The 21,852-nt window shown below is 72.9% G+C and carries 22 protein-coding genes and 1 riboswitch; of the genes, 9 read left to right on the forward strand and 13 right to left on the reverse strand.

Annotated features, from left to right (window positions below; translation table 11 throughout):
• Positions 1 to 412: 412 nt before the first annotated feature.
• Genes ABD297_RS15645 through ABD297_RS15670 form a run of 6 tightly spaced genes read right to left on the reverse strand, consistent with a single transcriptional unit; the run spans position 413 to position 6,146 of the window.
• Positions 413 to 1,219, reverse strand: coding sequence for an adenosylcobinamide-GDP ribazoletransferase (locus ABD297_RS15645; RefSeq protein WP_344255967.1), 807 nt, complete (start codon positions 1,217 to 1,219; stop codon positions 413 to 415).
• Positions 1,212 to 1,838: a bifunctional adenosylcobinamide kinase/adenosylcobinamide-phosphate guanylyltransferase gene (locus ABD297_RS15650; RefSeq protein WP_344255968.1), complete on the reverse strand. Its 627-nt coding sequence runs from the start codon at positions 1,836 to 1,838 to the stop codon at positions 1,212 to 1,214. The genes ABD297_RS15645 and ABD297_RS15650 overlap by 8 nt, the downstream gene beginning before the upstream one ends.
• On the reverse strand, positions 1,835 to 2,689 hold the full coding sequence (locus tag ABD297_RS15655; RefSeq protein WP_344255969.1) for an ECF transporter S component: 855 nt from the start codon (positions 2,687 to 2,689) through the stop codon (positions 1,835 to 1,837). The genes ABD297_RS15650 and ABD297_RS15655 overlap by 4 nt, the downstream gene beginning before the upstream one ends.
• A complete protein-coding gene (locus tag ABD297_RS15660; RefSeq protein ID WP_344255970.1) occupies positions 2,686 to 4,308 on the reverse strand; it encodes an ABC transporter ATP-binding protein in 1,623 nt (540 codons plus the stop codon). The genes ABD297_RS15655 and ABD297_RS15660 overlap by 4 nt, the downstream gene beginning before the upstream one ends.
• A complete protein-coding gene (locus ABD297_RS15665; protein ID WP_344255971.1) occupies positions 4,305 to 5,390 on the reverse strand; it encodes an energy-coupling factor transporter transmembrane component T in 1,086 nt (361 codons plus the stop codon). The genes ABD297_RS15660 and ABD297_RS15665 overlap by 4 nt, the downstream gene beginning before the upstream one ends.
• Before the next feature lie 15 nt (positions 5,391 to 5,405).
• A complete protein-coding gene (locus tag ABD297_RS15670) occupies positions 5,406 to 6,146 on the reverse strand; it encodes an SCO2322 family protein (RefSeq protein WP_344255972.1) in 741 nt (246 codons plus the stop codon).
• A gap of 93 nt (positions 6,147 to 6,239) precedes the next feature.
• Positions 6,240 to 6,401, reverse strand: a riboswitch (cobalamin riboswitch).
• A 23-nt stretch (positions 6,402 to 6,424) separates the two neighbouring features.
• Here ABD297_RS15670 and ABD297_RS15675 point away from each other — a divergent pair.
• Together ABD297_RS15675 and ABD297_RS15680 are read left to right on the forward strand one after the other, a co-directional pair.
• Complete coding sequence (locus tag ABD297_RS15675) at positions 6,425 to 6,640, forward strand: hypothetical protein (protein ID WP_344255973.1); 216 nt, start codon at positions 6,425 to 6,427, stop codon at positions 6,638 to 6,640.
• The gene (locus ABD297_RS15680; protein WP_344255974.1) at positions 6,637 to 8,040 is read left to right on the forward strand and encodes a serine hydrolase domain-containing protein; all 1,404 of its coding nucleotides are present in this window, start codon (positions 6,637 to 6,639) and stop codon (positions 8,038 to 8,040) included. The genes ABD297_RS15675 and ABD297_RS15680 overlap by 4 nt, the downstream gene beginning before the upstream one ends.
• A gap of 77 nt (positions 8,041 to 8,117) precedes the next feature.
• Here ABD297_RS15680 and ABD297_RS15685 read toward each other — a convergent pair whose 3' ends face one another.
• The 3 genes from ABD297_RS15685 to ABD297_RS15695 form a co-directional block, all read right to left on the reverse strand.
• Entirely contained in the window at positions 8,118 to 8,696 is a 579-nt protein-coding gene (locus ABD297_RS15685) for a DUF3043 domain-containing protein (RefSeq protein WP_344255975.1), read from the reverse strand.
• Positions 8,697 to 8,764: 68 nt separating this feature from the next.
• Entirely contained in the window at positions 8,765 to 9,373 is a 609-nt protein-coding gene (locus tag ABD297_RS15690; RefSeq protein WP_344255976.1) for a protein-L-isoaspartate O-methyltransferase family protein, read from the reverse strand.
• Between the two features lie 32 nt (positions 9,374 to 9,405).
• The gene (locus ABD297_RS15695) at positions 9,406 to 10,212 is read right to left on the reverse strand and encodes a methyltransferase (RefSeq protein WP_344255977.1); all 807 of its coding nucleotides are present in this window, start codon (positions 10,210 to 10,212) and stop codon (positions 9,406 to 9,408) included.
• A 77-nt stretch (positions 10,213 to 10,289) separates the two neighbouring features.
• On the opposite strand from ABD297_RS15695, the gene ABD297_RS15700 reads away from it, so the two are divergent.
• Positions 10,290 to 11,657, forward strand: coding sequence for a dipeptidase (locus tag ABD297_RS15700; protein WP_344255978.1), 1,368 nt, complete (start codon positions 10,290 to 10,292; stop codon positions 11,655 to 11,657).
• Positions 11,658 to 11,718: 61 nt separating this feature from the next.
• Here the strand turns inward: ABD297_RS15700 and ABD297_RS15705 are convergent, their stop codons facing one another.
• Positions 11,719 to 12,555, reverse strand: a complete 837-nt coding sequence (locus ABD297_RS15705) for a metallophosphoesterase family protein (RefSeq protein ID WP_344255979.1) — start codon at positions 12,553 to 12,555, stop codon at positions 11,719 to 11,721.
• A gap of 6 nt (positions 12,556 to 12,561) precedes the next feature.
• Positions 12,562 to 13,752, reverse strand: coding sequence for a quinolinate synthase NadA (nadA, locus tag ABD297_RS15710; RefSeq protein WP_344255980.1), 1,191 nt, complete (start codon positions 13,750 to 13,752; stop codon positions 12,562 to 12,564).
• Between the two features lie 89 nt (positions 13,753 to 13,841).
• Between nadA and ABD297_RS15715 the strand changes: the two genes are divergently transcribed.
• From ABD297_RS15715 to aat, 4 genes are all read left to right on the forward strand, one after another.
• A complete protein-coding gene (locus ABD297_RS15715; RefSeq protein ID WP_344255981.1) occupies positions 13,842 to 15,008 on the forward strand; it encodes a glycerate kinase family protein in 1,167 nt (388 codons plus the stop codon).
• A gap of 184 nt (positions 15,009 to 15,192) precedes the next feature.
• The gene (gene erpA / locus ABD297_RS15720) at positions 15,193 to 15,570 is read left to right on the forward strand and encodes an iron-sulfur cluster insertion protein ErpA (protein WP_030146316.1); all 378 of its coding nucleotides are present in this window, start codon (positions 15,193 to 15,195) and stop codon (positions 15,568 to 15,570) included.
• Between the two features lie 189 nt (positions 15,571 to 15,759).
• Positions 15,760 to 16,746, forward strand: coding sequence for a carbohydrate kinase family protein (locus ABD297_RS15725; RefSeq protein ID WP_344255982.1), 987 nt, complete (start codon positions 15,760 to 15,762; stop codon positions 16,744 to 16,746).
• 56 nt (positions 16,747 to 16,802) lie between these two features.
• A complete protein-coding gene (gene aat / locus ABD297_RS15730) occupies positions 16,803 to 17,477 on the forward strand; it encodes a leucyl/phenylalanyl-tRNA--protein transferase (RefSeq protein WP_344255983.1) in 675 nt (224 codons plus the stop codon).
• On the opposite strand, the gene ABD297_RS15735 is transcribed toward aat, so the two are convergent.
• Together ABD297_RS15735 and ABD297_RS15740 are read right to left on the reverse strand one after the other, a co-directional pair.
• Positions 17,446 to 17,742, reverse strand: coding sequence for a sulfurtransferase TusA family protein (locus tag ABD297_RS15735; protein ID WP_344255984.1), 297 nt, complete (start codon positions 17,740 to 17,742; stop codon positions 17,446 to 17,448). The genes aat and ABD297_RS15735 overlap by 32 nt on opposite strands.
• Positions 17,739 to 18,851 carry a cysteine desulfurase family protein gene (locus ABD297_RS15740; RefSeq protein WP_344255985.1) on the reverse strand — a complete coding sequence of 371 codons (1,113 nt, stop codon included), beginning with the start codon at positions 18,849 to 18,851 and terminating at the stop codon, positions 17,739 to 17,741. Before ABD297_RS15740 ends, ABD297_RS15735 begins: the two co-directional genes overlap by 4 nt.
• Before the next feature lie 303 nt (positions 18,852 to 19,154).
• Between ABD297_RS15740 and ctaC the strand changes: the two genes are divergently transcribed.
• Both ctaC and ctaD read left to right on the forward strand, forming a co-directional pair.
• Complete coding sequence (gene ctaC, locus ABD297_RS15745; protein WP_344255986.1) at positions 19,155 to 20,081, forward strand: aa3-type cytochrome oxidase subunit II; 927 nt, start codon at positions 19,155 to 19,157, stop codon at positions 20,079 to 20,081.
• A complete protein-coding gene (ctaD, locus tag ABD297_RS15750) occupies positions 20,081 to 21,847 on the forward strand; it encodes an aa3-type cytochrome oxidase subunit I (RefSeq protein ID WP_344255987.1) in 1,767 nt (588 codons plus the stop codon). The genes ctaC and ctaD overlap by 1 nt, the downstream gene beginning before the upstream one ends.
• Positions 21,848 to 21,852 lie beyond the last annotated feature (5 nt).

The raw sequence follows: 21,852 nt of genomic DNA on the forward strand, positions 1-21,852 counted from the left end.
CCCCGTCCCGTCGTCGACACAACCCGATCACACGCTGCCGAGCACGACCTCGATTAGCTATGCAGGGACCGACGACGAGACACCGGCACCCGCCCAGCCCTTGACGCTAAACACCTCACGCTGATGAGAGGAAATATGCTTCCGCCCTCCACCTGCGCAGGGCGGGCGGCCCGGCTCGCCTGGCCCGTACTTCACGCGATGGCCCCGGCATCCCCGAGCCCGGATGCCCGCGATCGACGCGCCCACCCGCCATGGGAGAAGGCCCCTCCATCGCGGTCGCCCACCGCGTCAAGGTCGGGGTGCTCCAGGAGGCGACCTCCCAGCGGGGGTCGCGGCCTGAAAAGCACCGGGAGGGCACACGGCATCAACACTGAATGCCGAACAGCCGGTCGTGGAGCCGGGGGACGTGAGGTCAGGCGTGGACGACAGCGGTCATGACGACCGAGGCCGTGACGAGCCCGGTCGCCAGGGCGATCTCCAGGGCGGCACCGATGACGTCGCCCGTGATGCCTCCGAGTCGTCGCACGGCGTGGGCTCGGGTCACGACTGCAGCGACCACGCCGGCGAGGACCACGAGCAGCGGGCCCAGCGCCCCCGTCCACGAGGAGATCCCGGCCAGAGGCGCAAGGACGACTCCCGCCGCGGCCGCCACCGCACCCACCGCGACGACGACGCCCAGGAGGCCGACCTCGGCGACGGTCCCCGAGACCCCCCGGCCGAGGCCCTCCCCGCGCGCCGCCGGGATGCCTTCCCGCGCGCACACCGGGCAGGCGAGCCGGCTGGCCACGAGGGCCACGAGGGCCAAGGCGGTGCCGGCTGCCGAACCGAGCAGGACCGCGAGGCACGCCGCGTCGAGGAGCAGGACGAGGACGACGGCCGCGGCGCCCGCGGGCCCCGTGTCACCTCGACGCATCACCTCGAGAGACCGGACCGGGTCGTGGCCCGACGTCAGCCCGTCGGCCAGGTCGGCGAGGCCGTCGAGGTGCAGGGCCCGGGAGAGCAGCGCCGTGACGACGAGCGCGATCACGGCGACGACTCCGGCGGGAGCCCACCCCGAGGAGGCCGCGGCGCCGAGTCCGGCCCACACCAGGGCTGCGGGTGCTGTCGTCAGGGGAGCGAGGAGCATGGCCCGACCGAGCACCGCCCGGTCGGCCTGCACCGGCGGGGAGACCGGCAGCGCCGTGAACGTGCCCACCGCGAGCCGCCACGCGTCACGCATCGAGGGTCCTCGACCTCGGCTCCCAGGGCACGACCGGGGCGTCGCTGAGGTCCACGACGCGTCCGGCGACGACGAGGTGCACCCGCGCGGCGACGCGCGAGACGAGGGCGTTGAGACGACCGAGCTCGTCCTGGAAGAGCCGGCCCGAGGGCGTCGTGGCCACGAGCGACCAGCCCACCTCGTTGGTCACGATCACCACGGGAACCGTTGCGACGCAGAGAGACTCGACGAACCGGTCCACCTCGGACCTGACTGCGGCCGACGCGACGTCCAGGTCGTCCCACCCGGCGGCGTCGACGACGGCGGTGAGCCACGTGCCGAGGCAGTCGACGAGGAGCGGGCCGGTGGCACGCTCGACGGCGCCCGCCACGTCGGTGGTCTCGAGCGTCTCCCACGTCGAGCTTCGGCGCCCGATGTGGGCCCTGACACGACGGCTCCACTCGGGGTCGCCGGGGTCGGCCGGTCGGCCGGTCGCGACGTAGGTGACGTCCGCGTGGTCGCCGAGCAGGTCCTCGGCGTGACGGCTCTTGCCGCTGCGGATCGGACCGGTGACGAGCGTGGTCGTGCGGGCCCTGCGGGTGGCGGGGGCCGTCGAACATGTCGCAGACGTGCCGCTCACCGTGGCCGCTCGGCGTCGTGGAGGGTCGTCCCACCGGTCGCCTCCACCGGGGCGGGGTCGAACACGACCGGCACCCCGAACGCCGCCCGCCGGGCGCCGCGACGGAACACCCGCAGCAGCGCGGGACCGGCGACGAGCACCAGGACGGCGTTGAGCACACCACGAGGCAGGTCCCAGCCGAGCGAGGTGGCGAGGTAGAAGAGGCCGTAGTGCGCGAGGTTCTCGGAGAGCGGTGCGCCCGGGACGAAGCCCATGCCGCTCGGGGCGTTGGTGCCGAGGAACGGCCAGAACCAGAGGTTCATGAACAGTCCGAACGCCAGGCCCGTCACGAGGGCGTATGCCGCGAGCGCCCAGCGCTCGATTCGTCCTCCCGGTCGGGCCGGGAGCAGCCCGGCACCGAGGCCGATGCCGCCGGCGCAGATCATCTGGAAGGGCAGCCACGGTCCGACCCCGCCGGTCAGGAGGGCCCCGGTCGTGACGGCCAGTGCCCCGGAGACGAAGCCGACGCCCGGGCCGAGCACCCGACCAGCCACGATGACGACGAAGAACATCGGCTCGAGGCCCGCGGTACCGGCACTGAGCAGGCGCAGTCCTCCTCCGGCTGCCGCAGCCACCCCGAGGACCGCGATCGTCTTGGCGTCGAGCCGTCCGGCCGTCACCTCGGCGAGGCAGACGACGGCGAGCAGCCCGAGGAGCAGAGCGAAGAGCCAGGGTGCGTCGTTGCCGTGGTCACGGGCGACGTCGGCGGTCACGAACAACGGCCACGTGAAGGCGACGAGCCCGACCACGCCCACGACGGCGACGGCGACGACGGCCGGCCACCGCAGCGGGATGACGCGGCGGCCGGTCATGCGATCCTCGCCAGCGCCCCGGCGACCTCGGCGACGGTGAGCCAGGTCTGGGGGAGGAGCACCTTGGTCACCTGGGGTGCGAAGGCGGGCGACGAGGCGAGGACCTCGCGGGCGGGGCCGTCCGTCACGATCTCGCCGTCGGCCAGGATGACCACGCGGTCGGCGACCTCGGCGGCCAGCTCGACGTCGTGGGTGGCCAGCAGCACCGTCGTGCCCTGCGCGGCCAGGGCGGTGAGCAGCTCGCCCAGCCGCTTCTTCGCGCCGTAGTCCAGGCCGCGGGTCGGCTCGTCGAGGAGCAGCACCTCGGGCGACCCGGCGAGGATGACCGCGAGGGCGAGCTCCAGGCGCTGCCCCTCGGAGAGGTCTCTCGGGTGCACGGTCGGGTCGATGCCGTCGGAGATGCGTTCGAGGATGCCGCGGGCCGTGCCCGGCGCCGCCCCGAAGTCCCCGTCGGCGGCCGCGCACTCGGAGGCGACGGAGTCGGCGTAGAGGAGCAGCTCGGGCTGCTGCGGCACGAGCCCGACCGTGCGCACCCGCTCGCGGGCGGACCGCGCGTGCGGGTCGACCCCGGCCGTGCCGACGCGGACTCGGCCGCCGGAGAGCCGGAGCTGGGCCGCGACCGCGCCGAGGAGCGTGGACTTGCCGGCCCCGTTGCGTCCCATCAGGGTCGTCACGGAGCCGCGGGCCACCGAGAGGTCGACGCCGTCGAGCACGATGCGCCCGCCGCGCGAGACCTTCACTCCGGCGAGCTCGACCGCCGTGCCCGGCCCGATGACGCGCCGGTCCGCGACGGGACGGGCTGGGCTGCCGCCCAGGGTCTCGCGCAGGGCCGAGGCCTTGCGCCGGGCGTCGCGGATCGACAGGGGAGTCGGAGACCATCCGACCAGCCGTGAGAGCCCGACGACGGGTGGGTAGATGCGCGAGCGCAGCATCGCCTCGGCGGGGTCGAGCAGCTCGGAGACCCGCCCCTCGTCCACGAGGACGACACGATCCGCATGGTGGACGACCCGCTCGAGCCGGTGCTCGGCCAGGACGACCGTCACGCCGAGGTCGTGCACGATGCGGTGGAGAGAGGCCAAGACCTCTTCTGCTGCAACGGGATCCAGTGCGGAGGTCGGCTCGTCGAGCACGAGCACCCGCGGTCCGGCGGCGAAGAGGGCAGCGATCGCGACGCGCTGCTGCTGACCGCCGGACAGGGTGCGCAGTGACCTCGCGCGCAGCGGGGTCAGACCGAAGAGGTCGAGCGTCTCCTCCACCCGGCGACGGATCGTGGTCGGGTCCAGGCCCATCGTCTCCATGCCGTAGGCGACCTCGTCCTCCACGACGTCGGTGACGAAGGTCGACGACGGGTTCTGCTCGACGAGCCCCACCACGGTCGCGAGGTCGCGAGGTCGGTGCTCGGCGGTGTCGAGGCCGTCGACGGCCACGCGACCCGTCAGGGTGCCACCGCTGAAGTGGGGCACGAGTCCGTTGATGGTGCGCAGGAGCGTCGACTTGCCGCTCCCGGTGGGCCCGACGACGAGGACCAGCTCGCCCTCGGGGATCTCGAGCGTCACGTCGTGGAGGCTGGGAGCTGGAGCGTCGGCATACTGCACCGACACGTGCTCGAACGTGATCACGGGGCGACCTCCCGGGGGCGGGGCGTGAACCAGGCGGGTGTCGCGGCGACGAGCACGGCCAGGACCGCGAGCAGCGGCACGGCCGGAAGCTCGGCGCGCTGGCTCGGCACGACGCCGTCCCAGCCTCCGGCGGAGGCGACGACGAGGACCGCGGCGGGGACGGCGCCCGCGACCACGGTCGCGGTCTCGGTCCACGTCCACCGGTCGCGACGGTGCCCGGAGCGGGGGTCGCGGGAGGCGCCCACGACGAGGCTGGAGCCGGCGAGCAGGGCCCCCAGCACGAGGACCGGCAGCCCGAGCACGCCACCGGCCGAGGAGTCGAGCAGGCCGTAGAGGCCGGCGAGGACGCCGACGAGGCCCGCGAGCGCCAGCGCGGTGGCGGTCCGACGGGTCGTCGTCGTCGAGCGGACCGCACGGCCGTAGCCGCGGGACTCCATCGAGGCGGCGAGCCCCAGGGACCGCTCGAAAGCCGTCTCGAGCACCGGCACGGTCAGGCGCGCCATCTCGCGCAGGCCCCGCCCGTCGCGGCCCCGGAGGGTCCGGGCGGCCCGCACGTCGCGGGCGTCGGTGAGCAGCTGGGGCGCGAAGGTCAGGCCGACGACGACCGCCGTGCCGACGTCGTAGAGCGTGGCCGGCAGGTAGCGCAGGAGCCGCCGCGGGCTGGCCAGCGCGTTGGCGGCGCCGAGGCAGGCGAGGACGGCCGCGAGCCGCAGCGCGTCGTAGGCGGCATAGAGCAGCGACTCGAGGGTCACCGCACCGCCCAGGCGCACGGCGGCCGCCCAGTCCGGCAGTGGGACCCGGGGCAGCGTCACGACGACCGTCTCACCGACGATGCCGTTGCCGAGGAGGGCGGTCATGACCACCCGGAAGGCGACGACGACAGCGCCGATGACGAGGAAGGTCGGCAGCGGGTTGGGCGTGGCGGGGTCGTGCCGCTCCGCGACGACGAGGACGCAGACGCCGATGACGAGCAGCAGCAGGACCGGGTTCGTCGTGCGCGACGCGGCCGCGGCAAGCCCCAAACCCCACAGCCACCAGGCTGCGGGGTGCTGGAGCCGGGCCTTGAGCCGGAGCCGTGCCACGCGCGTCGGTTCGGCTCAGGCGTCCCGGCGGGCGCGCGAACGCGAGCGCACGAGCAGGTAGGCGAGCAGGGCCAGCAGGACGAGGGCTGCGATCACGTAGGCCGCCACCGACCCGCCCGATGTGCCGGAGGCCGGCGCCGCGGCGACGTCGGTGGCCGTGGCGGCCGGGGTCGCAGTGGCGGAGGGGCTGGCCGTCGGCGCGGAGATCGACACCGGCTGGTCGGCGGCCTTGGCCTCCGGGCTGACCTCCTTGACGGCGCCTCCGCAGTCGCTCGTCGGGTAGCCCGCGACGCCGCAGACGAGGCCCTTCTCGGTGCGCACGTCCCCGGCGACCGCCAGCACGGCGGCGCTGGTGGCGTCCGTGGCCACGACGGCGCACAGCGCCTTGGGCGCACGCGGCGTGCCGCCGTCGGCGGCGTCGGCAGGACGACCGAAGTCGACGACGAGGCCGACGCGCTTCTTGCCCGACTCGGCGGGCGTGGTGCCGCACACCTGGTCGAACGTCAGGACGGCGCGCGGGTAGCGCGTCGAGGCTTCGTCGGCGACGGCGAAGCGCCAGCCGTCGACGCTGCCGTCCTTGGGCACGGTCTGGTCCGGGCCCTTCTGGGCGAACGTCCAGGAGGTGCCCGAGAGCTGGTAGAAGCCCCAGTAGCGGTAGGCGGCGGCCTGGGCGGGCGCCACCGTCAGGGCGGACAGGAGCGCCGCGACGACGGCGGCGAGGACGACCCGGAGCGGGGCGCGACGGACAAGGGACACGGTTTCCTCCTCGCGGTCGGACACCATGTCGGGTCTGCTGGCTGAGGCCGGCCCGGCGGGGTGACTCCGGTCCGCATTCCACGACAGACTGACAAAAGGAGCCGGTGGGACGCGGGTTTTCCGACTGGTCACCCCGGGCCGGCGCGCGGCGGGGAGTGGCTTCACGGTTGCGGGTCAGCGCCGGAGTCGCACCGGCTTGCCCCATCGTCCTTCGGTTAGGCGAACCGTCGCACGACGGCCTGCCACCCGTCAAACGAGCCGCCAACTAGGGTGGCCGCATGAGTGCTGACTGGACCTGGCTGTTCCTCGACGCCCACGGAGAGCCGATGGAGGGAGAGGCCCTGACGACGACGGGCTTCCCGACCCAGAGCGACGCCGAGAGCTACCTCGGCGAGTCGTGGCGCGAGCTGCTCGACGCCGGTGTCGAGGCCGTCACGCTGCGCGAGCACGACGCCGTCGTCTACGGCCCGATGAGCCTCCGGGCGGCGGAGTGACTGAGGCGCCGAGCGACGGGGGCGTCCACCCCTCGTCTGCCACGTCGTCGACGAGCTCGGCCGCCAGCCTGTCGCCCGGTCTCGAGCGTGACCTGCTCGGCCGGGTCGTGACCGCGCAGCGCTCGTGGCAGGCACCCGGCGTCAGCGTCGGTGTCGTGCGGGACGGGCAGCTCGTCTGGTCGGCGCACGTCGGCTCGGCCCGCCTCGGGCCTGCCCCTGCGCCCGCGACCGACGACACCCAGTTCATGATCGGCTCGGTGACGAAGACGTTCACGGCGCTGGCCGTGATGTCGCTGCGTGACGAGGGCCGGCTGTCGCTCGACGACACGCTGGAGACCTACCTCCCGGGCACAAGGCATGCGCGGGTTCCGTTGCGCCAGTTGCTCGCCCACGCCTCGGGTCTGCAGCGTGAGCCTGTCGGCCACATCTGGGAGAGTCTCGAGGCACCCGAGCGCGAGGCGTTCATCGCCGGGGTCGAGGAGGCCGAGCAGGTCCTGCCGAGCCACCACGCCTTCCACTACTCCAACCTCGCCTACGGACTCCTCGGCGCGGTCGTCGAGCGCGTCACCGGGCAGGACTGGGAGCACGTCGTGCGCGAGCGCATCCTCGACCCCCTGGGCATGACGCGCACCGGCCTCACTCCCGCCGCCGACCGCGCTGTCGGCTACCAGGTCGACCCCTACGCGGGCACGGCCGGCGAGGAGCCCCTCTTCACCCTGAACGCGACCGCCCCGCTGGGCGGCCTGTGGTCGACTGTCGCCGACATCGGGCGCTACGCGGCCTACGTCGCCCGCCCCGACGACCGGGTCGTGCAGCCCGACACGGTCGAGGAGATGTGCCGGCCGATCATCATGACCGACGTCGACGGCTGGAGCGGCGCCTACGGCCTCGGCTTCGGCATGGGGCGCCGCGGTGACCGGGTCTACGTCGGCCACGGCGGTGCGATGCCCGGCTTCCTCACCGGCCTGCGGGTCCGGCGCAAGGACGGCGTGGGCGCCATCGTCTTCGCCAACGCGACGTCCGGTGCCCTCACGCTCGCCCTGGCGACCGACCTCGTCGAGGCCGTCGTCGACGCCGAGCCGACGCTCGACGCGCCCTGGGTGCCCGAGGCCGACCAGCCAGCCCTTGCCCAGCTGCTCGGCCTGTGGTGGTCCGAGGGGTCGCCGATCACCTTCTTCGTCCGCGACGGTGAGCTGTGGTCGCGTCTCGCGGAGGACGATCAGCTCTCGGAGACGCGGTATGCCGCGGAGGGAGCCGACCGCTACCGCGCGGTCGCCGGGCGGGAGCGCGGCGAGGTCCTCGAGGTCGTGCGTGCCGGCGACGGGTCGGTCGAGAAGCTCTACTTCGCCACGTATGCCGTCACCCGGGCGCCGCTCGCGTTCGCCGACCTGCAGGCCTGACGTCGGACCGGCCTGCCGGTTGCCGCCTCGGCGGCATCTCGGCCGGTCGTTCCCCGGTCAGCCCGGTGGTCTCCCGGTCAGGCCGGGTGCTCGCCGCGGGCGACCTGCGGCTTGGGCATGCGGGTGCGGCGCATCTGGAAGGCCCGCATGATGGCGTACCACGCGTCGCCCTTCTCTGCGCCGCCGAACTTGTCGTCGACCTTGCGGCGCGTCCGGCGCCACATGAGCAGGGCGTCGCCGATGGCGACGAGGATCAGGCCGTAGACGAGCACGAAGACGAGCAGCAGGGCCCAGTTGGTGCGCACGAAGCTGAGCAGCAGCACGATGAGCATGATCGGCAGCATGAACTCGCCGATGTTCCAGCGGGCGTCGACGGTGTCGCGGATGAAGCGACGGCGAGGGCCCTTGTCCCGCGCCGGGAGGTACTTCTCCTCGCCGGTCATCATCCCGGCACGCTGCTTGGCCATCGCCTCACGGCGGGCCGCCTTGTCCTGCGCGCCGGCCGCCTTGCGGTCGGTGACGATGAGGGGACGCTTGTTGAGGGCCTCCTGCTCGCGGCGCTTCGGCGTGGGCCGGTTCTTGGCGCCGGGGCGCGCGGGGTCGGTCGAGACCGGGGTCGCGAGCTCGTCGTTGAGGGTCTTCTTGCGTCCGAACACGGGGACACTCTAAGCCGAAGGGTGTCCCACGCCCGCATCGTGACCGGAGGGCCGGCCACGGACGTCCCTCAGGAAGGGGCGTCGGGGTGGGTGCGGAGCGGGACGAACCGGTAGTGCCCGTGGTGGGTGGTGACGAGCGAGCCGGTCTCGCGCACGACGAGAGTCATGGTGCCGTTGACCGGGAGGACGAGCCGCCCGGGGTCACGGGGCTCGTCACCGAGCTGGTCAGCCAGCTGCGCGAGCCCCTCGGGCAGGGCGCCCGCGTCCGCGGAGACGAGGATGCGGTCCCACGGAGCGTGCTCGGGGTCGCCCAGGACCCCGGGCACCGCCGTGCGGATGGTCGCCCACGGCATACCTTCTCCGGCGAGGTTGGCGGCGCCCCAGCGCGCGAGGTCCGGCTCGAGCTCGACACCGAGCACCTCGCCCGTCGGGCCCGTGAGGTGGGCGAGCAGGGCGGTGGTCCAGCCCGACCCGGAGCCCACGTCGAGCACCCGGTGCCCGGGGTGGACGTCGAGCAGGCGCAGCATGTCGGCCACGCTGCGCGGCTGGGAGCTCGTCTGCCCGTGCCCGATGAGGATGGGGACGTCCTGGGCCGCCCGGGACCGGGCGCCGCGGGGGAGGAAGTGTGCGCGCGGCACGTCGGCGAACGCCTGAGCCACCCGGTCGGGTCCGTCCATGCCCCGAGCCAAGCACGACCGGGCCGCGAGCGTCAGGTCCGTCGTGCGATGACGTGCACGAGGGTGCCCAGCGCGCGGTAGGGGTCGGTCGAGCCCAGCCGCTCCTCGACCTCGAGAAGCATGGCGAGGTCGTCGCCCTCGGGTGCCGGCTCGTCCACGGCGACGTCGTCGCTGGCGACCCTGATGCCGTACCAGGCGACGACCGCGAGGCCGGCCGCCTCGCAGTCGGCCGTGAGCGAGGCGAGCGTGTCGGCCCGTGCATCGACGCCGATCTCGTTGCGGTAGCGGGCATCCCGGCCCTCGACCGTGGCGCGTCGCTGCTCGTCGAGCATCGCGAGGGCCCCGGCCCAGTCGTGTCGGACGGCCGGGCGCCAGGCCATCGCGCCGCCGTTGCGCGCGACGATCGACACGACGCCCCCGGGCGCCGCGCGTCGGGCGAGGGCGGCCACGGCCTCGCTGCTCGTCGGGAGGTACATGAGCACGCCGTGGCACATGACGACGTCGTATGCCGTCGGCTGCGTCACGCTGGCCAGCCCGGCGAGGTCGGTCGCCACGAGGGTGACGTGCTCGCGCTGCTGCTGGGTGAGCCCGGCGGCGGCCTCCTCGAAGGCGGCGCGCATGCGTCCGTCGGGCTCGACCGCTGTCACGGAGTGGCCGCGCCGGGCCAGGCGCAGGGCCTGCGTGCCCTGGCCCGCCCCGACGTCGAGGACGCGGAGCGGCCCCCGGGGCAGGTGCGCCGCTAGCTGCCGGGTGACCATCTCCTGTCGCACGACGTTGCGCAGGTTGCCGAGGCGCTCGAGCCAGGGCTCCTGGCCTGCCACGAAGGTGTTGTCTGCCATCGGCCCGAACCTACCCAAGGGGGACGACAGCCCCGGCGGCAGGGATGTCCCGTGCCGGCGTCGGTAGGGTCGCCCTCGTGACTGACACCGCCCTCACCCCCGACCAGATCCAGCAGATCCGCGACCGCGTGGCCGAGCTCATGCCGCAGGTGCGGGCCGACCTCGAGGAGCTCGTGCGCATCCCGAGCGTCTCGGCGACCTCGTTCGACCAGGCCCAGGTGGCCAGGAGCGCCGAGGCCGTGGCCGAGCTGCTGCGCCGCGAGGGGCTCGAGGTCGACATCGTCGTCGAGGGCGGCCGCCCGGCCGTCATCGGCCACCTGGACGGGCCCGAGGGCGCCCCGACGGTGACGCTCTACGCCCACCACGACGTGCAGCCCCCCGGCGACGACGCCGACTGGGACACCCCGCCCTTCGAGCCCACCGAGCGTGACGGCCGTCTCTACGGGCGCGGCGCAGCCGACGACAAGGCCGGTGTCATGGCGCACGTCGCCGCCCTGCGCACACACGCCGGCAACCTCCCGGTCGGCGTCACGGTCTTCGTCGAGGGTGAGGAGGAGTTCGGCTCGGCCTCGCTGCCGACGATCCTCGAGAAGCACGGCCACCGCCTCGCGGCCGACGCCATCGTCATCGCCGACTCCGGCAACTGGGCGATCGGCGAGCCTGCCCTCACGACGACCCTGCGCGGCGGGGTCCGCGCGGTCGTCCGCGTCGAGACGCTCGACCACTCGGTGCACTCGGGCATGTTCGGCGGCGCCGCCCCGGACGCCGTCACCGCGATGATCCGCCTGCTCGCGTCGCTGCACGACGACGAGGGCAACGTCGCCGTCCAGGGCCTCGACGAGGGCACGGCCGCCGACCTCGACTACGACGAGGCGCGCTTCCGTGAGGAGTCCGGCCTCCTCGACGGCGTCGAGCTCATCGGCTCCGGGTCGATCCTGACGCGGCTGTGGAACAAGCCGTCGATCACGACGATCGGCCTGGACGTCACCTCCGTCGAGAAGGCCTCCAACACGCTGGCCGCGCGTGCCGCCGCCAAGGTGTCGATGCGCCTCGCCCCGACCCAGGACCCGCAGGCCGCCTTCGAGCTGCTGAGGACGCACCTGCTCGAGCACGCTCCCTGGGGCGCGAGGGTGACGGTCGACCTCGAGGAGCACGGCTCGGGCTTCGCCGCCGACGCCGACGGTCCCGTCTGCGACGAGGCGCGCGCGTCCTTCGCCGACGCGTGGGGCACCGAGCCGGTCGACATGGGAGTCGGGGGCTCGATCCCGTTCATCTCCGACTTCGTCGCGCGCTTCCCCGAGGCCTCGATCATCGTGACCGGCGTCGAGGACCCCGACACCCGGGCGCACGGGGCCAACGAGTCGCTGCACCTCGCGGAGTTCGAGAAGGTCTGCGTGGCCGAGGCCGTCTTCCTGGCCAGGCTGGGCGCACTCCCGCGCGGGTGACGCCCCGCGCCTCCATCCCGGACGCTGCGTCCGGGATGGAGGGCCCCGGTCCGGCGGCCGGTCAGGCCGGGCGGCCCGCGCCCCGGTAGACCTGGTCGCGCAGCTCGAGGGCGTAGGCGTCCACGTCGGGCATGCCGAGGTCGCGTGCGGCGTCGATCTCCGACTCGATGTCGTAGGGCACCCGGACGAAGTTGACCGAGAAGCTCTGCGGCACGAGCGAGTCGGTGACGCCCTCGAGGATGCAGTAGGGCGCGCTCGGCCCGTCGAGGTGGTTGCCGACCGCCCCCGCGTTGAAGAGCACGAGGCCCTCGTCGGCCTCGAGGTAGGCGCCGTGGATGTCGCCGTAGCCGACGACGTCGGGCGTGGTGCCGGCGGGCCAGGTGTCGTCCGGCCACGTGTCGTCCGGGTGCCCGGGCACGGCAGGCGCCCACGGGCCGGTGAAGTCGGTGTTGGTGAACATGCCGCGGAACTCGTCCATCGTGTGCGCCGCGCGCACGCGCACGAACTCGCTCGTCTGCGACGCGTGGAACAGCCGGATCCGCTTGCCGCTGAGGACGAGGTCGTATGCGTTGGGCAGGCCGAGGAGCCACGCGGCGTCCTCGTCGGTGATCTCGTCACGCGTCCACTGGCCCGCGTCGAAGCGCGGCACGTCACCGCGGTCGACGAAGCCCTCCCAGTCGCCGATGAGGGTGTCCCAGTTGCCGCGGACGGTCACCTCGCACGAGTCCCGGGTCCGCTTGATCGCCTCGGATCCCCGCGGCCCCTTGCCGACGACGTCGCCGAGGTTGAGGATGCGCGTGATGCCGCGCGCCTCGATGTCGGCGAGGACGGCCTCGAGGGCCGTGACGTTGCCGTGGACGTCGGAGATGACCGCGATCCGGTCGAGCGCCAGCGTCACCGGCTGTCAGTCCTTGTGGGTCTTGCCGGGTAGGGCAAGCATCCGGTCGAGGGCTGCGCGGGCCTCTGCGGCGACGGTGGGGTCGACGCGGATCGGGTTGACCACGCGACCCTCGACGAGCGACTCGAGCGCCCAGACGAGGTGGGGCAGGTCGATGCGGTTCATCGTCGAGCAGTAGCAGACGTTCTTCTCCAGGAAGGAGATTCGCTGATCGGGGAACTGCTGCGCGAGCCGGCGCACGAGGTTGAGCTCGGTCCCGACGACCCACGACGTGCCGGCGGGGGCAGCGGCGATGGTCTGGATGATCTTCTCGGTCGAGCCCACCTCGTCGGCCAGCTCGACGACCTCGTACTGGCACTCCGGGTGCACGATGACCTTGACGCCCGGGATCTCCCGGCGGGCGGTCTCGACGGCGTCGACCGAGAACCGTCCGTGCACCGAGCAGTGCCCGCGCCAGAGGATCATCCGGGCCTGCTCGAGGGCCTCGCGGGTCAGGCCGCCGTTGGGGCGGTGCGGGTCCCAGACGACGCAGTCCTCGAGGGAGAGCCCGAGCTCGCGCACCGCGGTGTTGCGCCCGAGGTGCTGGTCGGGCAGGAAGAGCACCTTGCCCGTGCCGTCCACGCCGCCGACCTGCTCGAACGCCCAGTCGAGCGCCGTGCGCGCGTTGGAGGAGGTGCAGATCGTGCCGCCGTGGCGGCCGGTGAAGGCCTTGATCGCGGCAGCGGAGTTCATGTAGGTCACGGGGACGGTCTGCCCGGCGACGCCGGCCGCCTCGAGCTGCTCCCAGCAGTCCTCGACCTGGGCGATGGCGGCCATGTCGGCCATGGAGCAGCCGGCTGCGAGGTCGGGCAGGATCACGGTCTGCTCGTCGCTCGTCAGGATGTCTGCGGACTCCGCCATGAAGTGGACGCCGCAGAAGACGATGTAGGGCGCGTCGGGCCGGGCGGCGGCGTCGCGGGCCAGCTTGAACGAGTCGCCCGTGACGTCCGCAAACTCGATGACCTCGTCGCGCTGGTAGTGGTGGCCGAGCACGAAGACGCGGTCCCCGAGGGCGGCCTTGGCGGCGCGGGCGCGCTCGACGAGGCCGGGGTCGGAGGCGGCGGGCAGGTCGCCCGGGCACTCGACGCCGCGCTCGGTGTGCAGGTCGGTGCCCTGGCCGAGGACCAGCAGGGGGAGCGGTGCGGGTGCCGTGGTCATGCGCAGATCGTATGCCGCGTGCCGCGTGCCGCGCTCCCAGCGCCACCGCCCGGCCCGGATGCACGACCGGCAGTGGCAGGATTCCGCACGTGCACGTGATCATCGCCCCCGACTGCTACACCGGCACCCTGACCGCCTCGCAGGCCGCCGCCGCCATGGCCGACGGCTGGGCCCGCAAGGCCCCGGCGGACCGGTTGACCCTCGTGCCCCTCTCCGACGGCGGTCCCGGCTTCGTCGACGTGCTGGCGGAGAACCTCCCCGGTGAGGTCCACGCGGTGGTCACGACCGACCCGCTCGGGCGGGAGGTCCCCGGCACCATCCTGCTGACGAGCGGCGCAGGCGGGCGCACGGCATACGTCGAGTCCGCCCAGGCGGCCGGTCTGCACCTGCTGGCCCCCGACGAGCGCGACCCCACCCGCACGACGACGACCGGGGTGGGCACGCTCGTGCTCGCGGCCCTGGACGCCGGTGCGCGGCGCGTCGTCATCGGGCTCGGCGGCTCGGGGACCAACGACGCCGGCGCCGGGCTGCTCGCGGCCCTCGGGGTCGGCCCGGAGGCACGCCTCGGCCGTGGGGGTCTCGCCCTCGGGGCCACCACGGCGGACGACGTCGCGGGGCTCGACGCCGCGCGGTACCGGCTGCGGGGGGTCGACCTCGTCATCGCGAGCGACGTCGACTCGCCCCTGCTGGGGCTCAAGGGGGCCAGTGCGGTCTTCGCGCCCCAGAAGGGCGCCTCGGAGGAGGACGCGCAACGCCTCGAGAACGCCCTCGGCCATTTCGCGAGCGTCGTGGCGCGGGTGCGCCCGCCGGCCACCGACCTGCTGTCGGGCACGCTGCTCAAGCCCGAGCGCGAGCCGGGGGCGGGTGCCGCGGGGGGCCTCGGCTACGCGCTGCACCTGCTCGGAGCCCGCCGGGTCTCCGGCGTCGAGGCCGTCCTCGACGCGGTCGGCTTCGTCGACCTCGTGGCCTCTGCCGACCTCGTCGTCACGGGGGAGGGGACCTTTGACTGGCAGTCGCTCAGGGGCAAGGTCGTCGTCGGCGTCGCCGAGGCCGCAGCCCGCGTGGGGGTCCCCGTCGTCGCCGTCCCGGGCCAGTCGCTCGTGGGACGCCGGGAGGCCATGACGGCCGGCCTGTCGGGGGTCTACCCCGTCGCGGAGCGCCCCGACCAGGTCGCCGCGGCCCTCGCCGAGCCCGCCGCTCGCCTCGCGGACCGCACGGCTCGCGTCGCGAGGACCTGGTCGCCCTCGGTCTCCTGAGGCACGCCCGGCAGCCCGAAGGCCGGCCCCGCCGGCGGCCCTGGCGCCGCACGACGAGCCCGATCCGGGGCGTGATGCGCAGTTCCCGCGGCGCCCGACGTATCCTTGGTAGCGCCGGGAACACATCCGGCGCGGCATGGGTTCTCACCTCTGACCCATGTTCCACGACGTGAAGGACCAACACATGAGTGTCGAGACGAACGCATCTGCCGCCGAGGTTCAGACCGAGGCTCCCGCCCACGGTGTCGTCCTGACGGACGTCGCGGCCACGAAGGTCAAGAGCCTGCTCGAGCAGGAGGGTCGTGACGACCTCCGCCTCCGTGTCGGTGTCCAGCCCGGTGGCTGCTCGGGCCTGATCTACCAGCTCTACTTCGACGAGCGCAGCCTCGACGGTGACCTCGTCCGCGACTTCGACGGTGTCGAGGTCGTCGTCGACCGCATGAGCTCCCCGTACCTCGAGGGCGCCACGATCGACTTCGCCGACACGATCGAGAAGCAGGGCTTCACCATCGACAACCCCAACGCGGGCAGCAGCTGCGCCTGCGGCGACTCCTTCAGCTGAGCCGCTGGGCGCACCGCGCCCGTCCGAAGGGCCCGACCGTCACGGTCGGGCCCTTCGTCGTACCCGGACTCCGTCGTCGGCCGCTGAGGACCCCGGCCCTGCGCCCACCGGCCACGCGGCCCGGACGTGCGACAGAGGTGCCTCGGAGGTGTGCGTCGGAGGTGTGCCGTCGACGGGTAGGTTCGTCCCGTGCAGATCGCCATCACCGGTTCCATCGCCACCGACCACCTCATGACCTTCGACGGTCTCTTCGCCGACTCGCTCGTCGTCGAGCAGCTCGACAAGATCTCCCTGTCGTTCCTCACCTCGGACCTGCAGGTCCGACGGGGCGGGGTGGCCGCGAACATCGCGTTCGGCATGGCCAACCTCGGTCAGCGCCCGCTGCTCGTGGGCGCGGTCGGCGAGGACTTCACCGACTACCGCAGCTGGCTCGAGCGCCACGGCGTCGACTGCGGCGGGGTGCACTACTCCGAGTCCCAGCACACGGCGCGCTTCATCTGCACGACCGACCGCGACATGGCCCAGATCGCCACCTTCTACGCCGGAGCCATGACCGAGGCCCGCGACATCGAGCTCGCGCCGGTCTCGCAGCGCGTCGGCGGCCTCGACCTCGTCGTCGTCGGCGCCAACGACCCCGAGGCCATGCTGCGCCACTCCGACGAGTGCCGGTCGCGGGGCATCCCGTTCGCGGCCGACCCCTCCCAGCAGCTCGCCTTCTGCGACGGCCCGACCATCGCGCGCCTCATCGACGGCGCCGAGTACCTCTTCACCAACGAGTACGAGAGCCACCTGGCCTGCCAGAAGACGGGCTGGACCGAGGACGAGCTCGCCGACCGTGTGCGGGTGCAGGTCAAGACCCGTGGCAAGGACGGCGTCACGGTCCGCGTGCGCGGCGAGGAGCCGGTCGAGGTCGGCATCGCCCGTGAGGTGCGCAAGGCCGACCCCACCGGTGTCGGCGACGCCTTCCGCGCCGGGTTCCTCACCGGCCTCGCCGTCGGCCTGCCCGTGCGCCGCTGCGCCGAGCTGGGATCGATGCTCGCGACGTACGTCATCGAGACGGTCGGCACCCAGGAGTACGTTCTGGGCAAGGAGCGCTTCCTCGAGCGTCTCACCGAGGCCTACGGGCCGGAGTCCGCTGCCGAGATCGGTCCCCACCTGACCTGCCCGCGGCCTTGACGCCGTCGTCCGCCGGTCGCTGACCGCCCGTCGCCCTCCGAGCCGGGAGCCCGTCCGTGCCCACGCCGCCGCCGCCCACCCCCTGGGACTTCGCGCTGGAGCGCGTGACGCCGGGTGAGGACCTCATCGGCATCGGCGCCGACCTCGACGTCGCGACCCTCTTCGAGGCGTACTCCGTCGGGGTGTTCCCCATGGGCATCGGCGAGCAGGGGGCCGAGCCGATGGGGTGGTGGTCCCCGGACCCGCGCGGCATCCTGCGGCCCCGTGAGCTCAAGGTGAGCCGCTCGCTGCGCAAGGCGGTGGCCCACTTCGAGGTGCGCGTCGACTCCGACTTCCGAGCCGTCGTCGAGGCGTGCGCCGCACCCGACCGGGACGGCCGCTGGATCACCCCCGAGATCGCCGACGCCTACGTCGCGCTGCACGACGCCGGCTGGGCCCACTCGATCGAGGCCTGGCAGGACGGCCGGCTGGTCGGTGGCCTCTACGGCGTCGCGATCGGTGGCCTCTTCGCCGGGGAGTCGATGTTCCACCACGTGCGCGACGCCTCGAAGGTCGCGCTCGTCGGGCTGCGCGACCTGCTCCTCGCCGACGGCGACCCGCGCCGGCTCGTCGACGTCCAGTGGCAGACCCCGCACCTCGCCACGCTGGGGGTGCGCGAAGTGGCGCGCGAGGACTACCTGGCGATGCTGCCGACGGTGCTCAGGGCTCCTCTGCCGGCCTGCTGGGCCTGACCACCTCGACGACGTATGCCGTGTGGCCGTCCTCCGCACGCGCCTCGACGAAGCGGTGGCCGCGCATCCGGCACCACGCCGGCACGTCGTGCGCGGCTGCGGGGTCCGTGGCGAGCACGGTGACGAGCCGGACGGCCGGTCGCTCGGCCACCGCTCGGGCCAGCCGGATCACGGGCAGCGGGCAGCGCTGGCCACGGGCGTCGACGACGGACTCCTCGCCGGCCACGGGTCCCTCACCACCTGCGGCCCCCTCGCCCGCGCTCACAGGTCACCGACGCCGAGCTGGTCGCGGACGGCGCGCACCGTCGGCCCGATCGCAGCGGTGAAGGCCGCGACGTCGTCGGGCAGTCCGGGCGACACCGCGGGCAGGGGAAGCGTGACCCGCACGTTGCCGTGGGTCAGCACGCCCATCGCGGCGAGCACGTGGCTGGGCTCGAGGGTGCTCGACGTGCAGGCCGACCCGCTCGCGACGGCGAAGCCCGCGGCGTCGAACGCGCCGACGAGCACCTCGCCGTCGACGTAGAGGCTGGAGAAGGTGACGACGTGGGGGAGCCGGTCGTCGCGATCGCCGACGACCTCCGTGTCGGGCACCGAGGCGGCGGCTATCCGGATGTCGTCCACGAGCCGCCGTGCGGTCCGGGCGTCGTCACCGTGCGTGGCTGCCGTCTGCTGCCACGCCTCTGCCGCGGCGAGGACCAGCGGCACCCAGGGGGGGACGTCCGTGCGACCGTGCTCGACGTCGGCCCGGGCGTCGGGCCACTGCCAGCGCACGCCCTCGCGGACCACCAGCACACCGAGCGGGGGGCCGCCCCACGACCGGGCGTCACCGACGAGGACGTCCCAGTCGGCCGGCCCCTCGTCGCGTCCCAGCGTCGCCATGGCGTCGACGACGAGGGGAACTCCGTGGGCTGCGGCAGCCTCCCGCGCCGGGGCCAGGGGCTGACGGGTGCCGACCTCGCCGTTGGCGCTCTGCAGCACCGCCGCGACGCCGCCCGGCACCGCGAGAGCAGCGCGCCAGGCGTCGAGGTCGACCCGCCCCGTGCTGTCGACGCCGACCTCGGCCAGCAGCGAAGGGTCCTCGGCCGCGGCGGCCCTGGCCCGGCCCGGGACGAGGACGGCGGAGTGCTCCACCGCGGACGCCACGGTGCGAGCGCCACGCCGGCGGCCGGCATACGCCAGCCCGTCGACGGCGCGGGCCAGCGCGGCGGGTCCGCTGGGCAGGAAGCTCACCTCGGAGGGCCGCACGCCGAGCCCGGCCGCGACCACCTCTCGCGAACGGTCGAGCAGGGCACGGGCGCGACGGCCCTCCGCGTGCAGGCGGGCGGGGTCGGCCCAGCCCACCTCGACCGCGGCCACGAGGGTCTCTCGGGCCACGGGGTGCAAGGGCCCCGCGGCTGCGTCGAGCAGCCGGCGCGCTCCCGCCCGGGGGAGCGGTCCCTCGTCGCCACGGGGCTCGCCGGACGCCCGCTGGGAGCCTCCTGGAGGGCCCTGCAGGGCGGGTCCAACGTTCGTGCCCGGATCGTGACTGACCACTCCGCAACGTTAGCCGCCCCCTGCGGACAGCGTGACAAGTGGGACGGTAGGGTTGTGCCGTGGGCCTTGCTGCCCAGACGGTTTGACGTGAACACGTTCGACGCGCGCCCTGTGCGCCGAGGTACGGAACGAAAGGTGCACCTGGTGCCTGAGCACGAAGACACCCCAGCGGCGTCGCCGGTGGTGACGACGGTGGGAGGCAGGACCGGGCGGCGACGCACGGGACTGCGCATCGCCGGGGTCGCAGGCCTCGCCGCACTGGCCCTCAGCGGTTGCCAGGGACAGGTGTCCAACGGATACCTGCCGCCCGTGGTTTCCGACAGCGGCCAGCGGGTGACCGACCTCTGGGTCGGCAGCTGGATCGCCGTCCTCGCCGTCGGTGTCATCACGTGGGGCCTGATGCTCTACGCGGCCATCCGCTTCCGCAAGCGCAAGGGCGACGAGACCCTGCCGGTCCAGCTGCGCTACAACGTGCCGATGGAGCTGCTCTACACCGTCATCCCGGTGTTCATGGTGGCCGTCTTCTTCTACTACACCGCGCGTGACGAGGCAGCCCTCGTCGACACGAGCACGAAGAAGGACCTCACGGTCAGCGTCGTCGCCAAGCAGTGGAGCTGGGACTTCAACTACGTCGACTCCAACGTCCACGAGACCGGTGTCCACACCGAGCTCGACGGCAGCACCGGCAAGCGCGCCCAGATGCCCGTGCTCTACCTGCCCGTCAACAAGCGCGTCGAGTTCGTCCTCAACGCCCGTGACGTCATCCACAGCTTCTGGGTGCCGGCGTTCATGATGAAGATGGACATGCTCCCGGGCAAGACCAACAAGTTCCAGCTGACCCCGACCCAGGTCGGCACCTTCCAGGGCAAGTGTGCCGAGCTCTGCGGCGCCTACCACTCGCAGATGCTCTTCATGGTCAAGGTCGTGCCGCAGGCCGAGTACGACCAGGAGATGGCACGCCTGAAGTCCATCGGCAACGAGGGCCTCATCCCCGTCGACGCCAGCCGCGAGCACATGGTCCCCGGCGACGCCCAGAAGATCCCCGCACCAGCTCGCACCGGGAGCAACTGATGACATCCGCAACGCTCAACCGTGAGGCGCAGGCGCCCGGCAGGACGGCCGCCCGGCCGCGCCTGGCCAAGGGCCAGACGTTCGTCAAGTGGGTGACGACGACCGACCACAAGGTCATCGGCAACCTCTACTTCATCACCTCGTTCGTGTTCTTCCTGTTCGGCGGCCTGATGGCGCTGCTGATCCGCGCCGAGCTCATGGCGCCGGGTCTGCAGATCGTCGACAACCCGGAGCAGTACAACCAGCTCTTCACGATGCACGGCACGATCATGCTGCTGCTCTTCGCGACGCCTCTGTTCGCCGGCTTCGCCAACGCCGTCATGCCGCTGCAGATCGGCGCGCCCGACGTCGCGTTCCCGCGCCTCAACATGTTCGCGTACTGGCTCTACCTCTTCGGTGGCCTCATCGCGTCCATCGGCTTCCTGACCCCGCAGGGTGCGGCCGCCTTCGGCTGGTTCGCCTACGCGCCGCTCTCCGACGTCAGCTACAGCCCCGGCGTGGGTGGGGACCTCTGGGTCTTCGGCCTCGCGCTCGGTGGTTTCGGCACGATCCTCGGTGCCGTCAACTTCATCACGACGATCATCTGCCTCCGCGCTCCCGGCATGACGATGTTCCGCATGCCGATCTTCACGTGGACCGTGCTGATCACCTCGCTGCTCGCGATCCTCGTCTTCCCGATCCTCGCGGCCGCGCTCTTCGCCCTCGGCGGTGACCGGCGCTTCGGGATGCACATCTTCGACCCGGAGAACAACGGGGCGATGCTCTGGCAACACCTGTTCTGGTTCTTCGGGCACCCAGAGGTCTACATCATCGCGCTGCCGTTCTTCGGCATCATCAGCGAGGTCCTGCCGGTCTTCTCGCGCAAGCCGATCTTCGGCTACAAGACCCTCGTCTTCGCCACGATCGCCATCGCGGCGCTCTCGGCCAGCGTCTGGGCGCACCATATGTACGTCACCGGGCAGGTGCTCCTACCGTTCTTCGCGGTGATGACGATGCTCATCGCCGTGCCGACCGGAGTGAAGTTCTTCAACTGGATCGGCACGATGTGGGGCGGCAAGGTCGTCATGGCCACCCCGATGCTGTGGGCGCTCGGCTTCCTGGTCACGTTCCTCTTCGGTGGCCTGACGGGCATCATCCTGTCCAGCCCGGCGCTCGACTTCCACCTCTCCGACAGCTACTTCGTCGTCGCTCACTTCCACTACACCGTATTCGGCACCGTGGTCTTCGCGATGTTCTCGGGCTACTACTTCTGGTGGCCCAAGCTGACGGGTCGGATGCTCGACGAGCGGCTCGGCAAGATCCACTTCTGGATGCTGTTCATCGGCTTCCACATGACGTTCCTCATCCAGCACTGGCTGGGCGTCGAGGGCATGGCCCGTCGCTACGCCGACTACCTGCCGGAAGAGGGCTTCCAGGCGGCCAACATCGTCTCGAGCCTCGGCTCGTTCCTGCTGGGCGCCTCGATGATCCCGTTCGTCTACAACGTGTGGAAGACCTGGCGCAAGGCTCCGCTCGTGGAGTCCGACGACCCGTGGGGCTACGGCGCCTCGCTCGAGTGGGCCACCTCGTGCCCGCCGCCGCGGCACAACTTCACGTCGCTGCCGCGCATCCGCTCGGAGCGCCCGGCCTTCGACCTGCACCACCCCGAGGCCGCGGCCGGTGCCTCACCGGTCGCCGACCAGGGCACGCTCGTCCAGGTCATGGGTCCGGCCGACGTCGCCGGGTCCGAGAGGGCCACCGCCACCACCGAGAAGCGTGAGGACTGACCCCG

Source organism: Terrabacter carboxydivorans, from assembly GCF_039532035.1.
GTDB classification, from domain to species: Bacteria; Actinomycetota; Actinomycetes; order Actinomycetales; family Dermatophilaceae; genus Terrabacter; species Terrabacter carboxydivorans.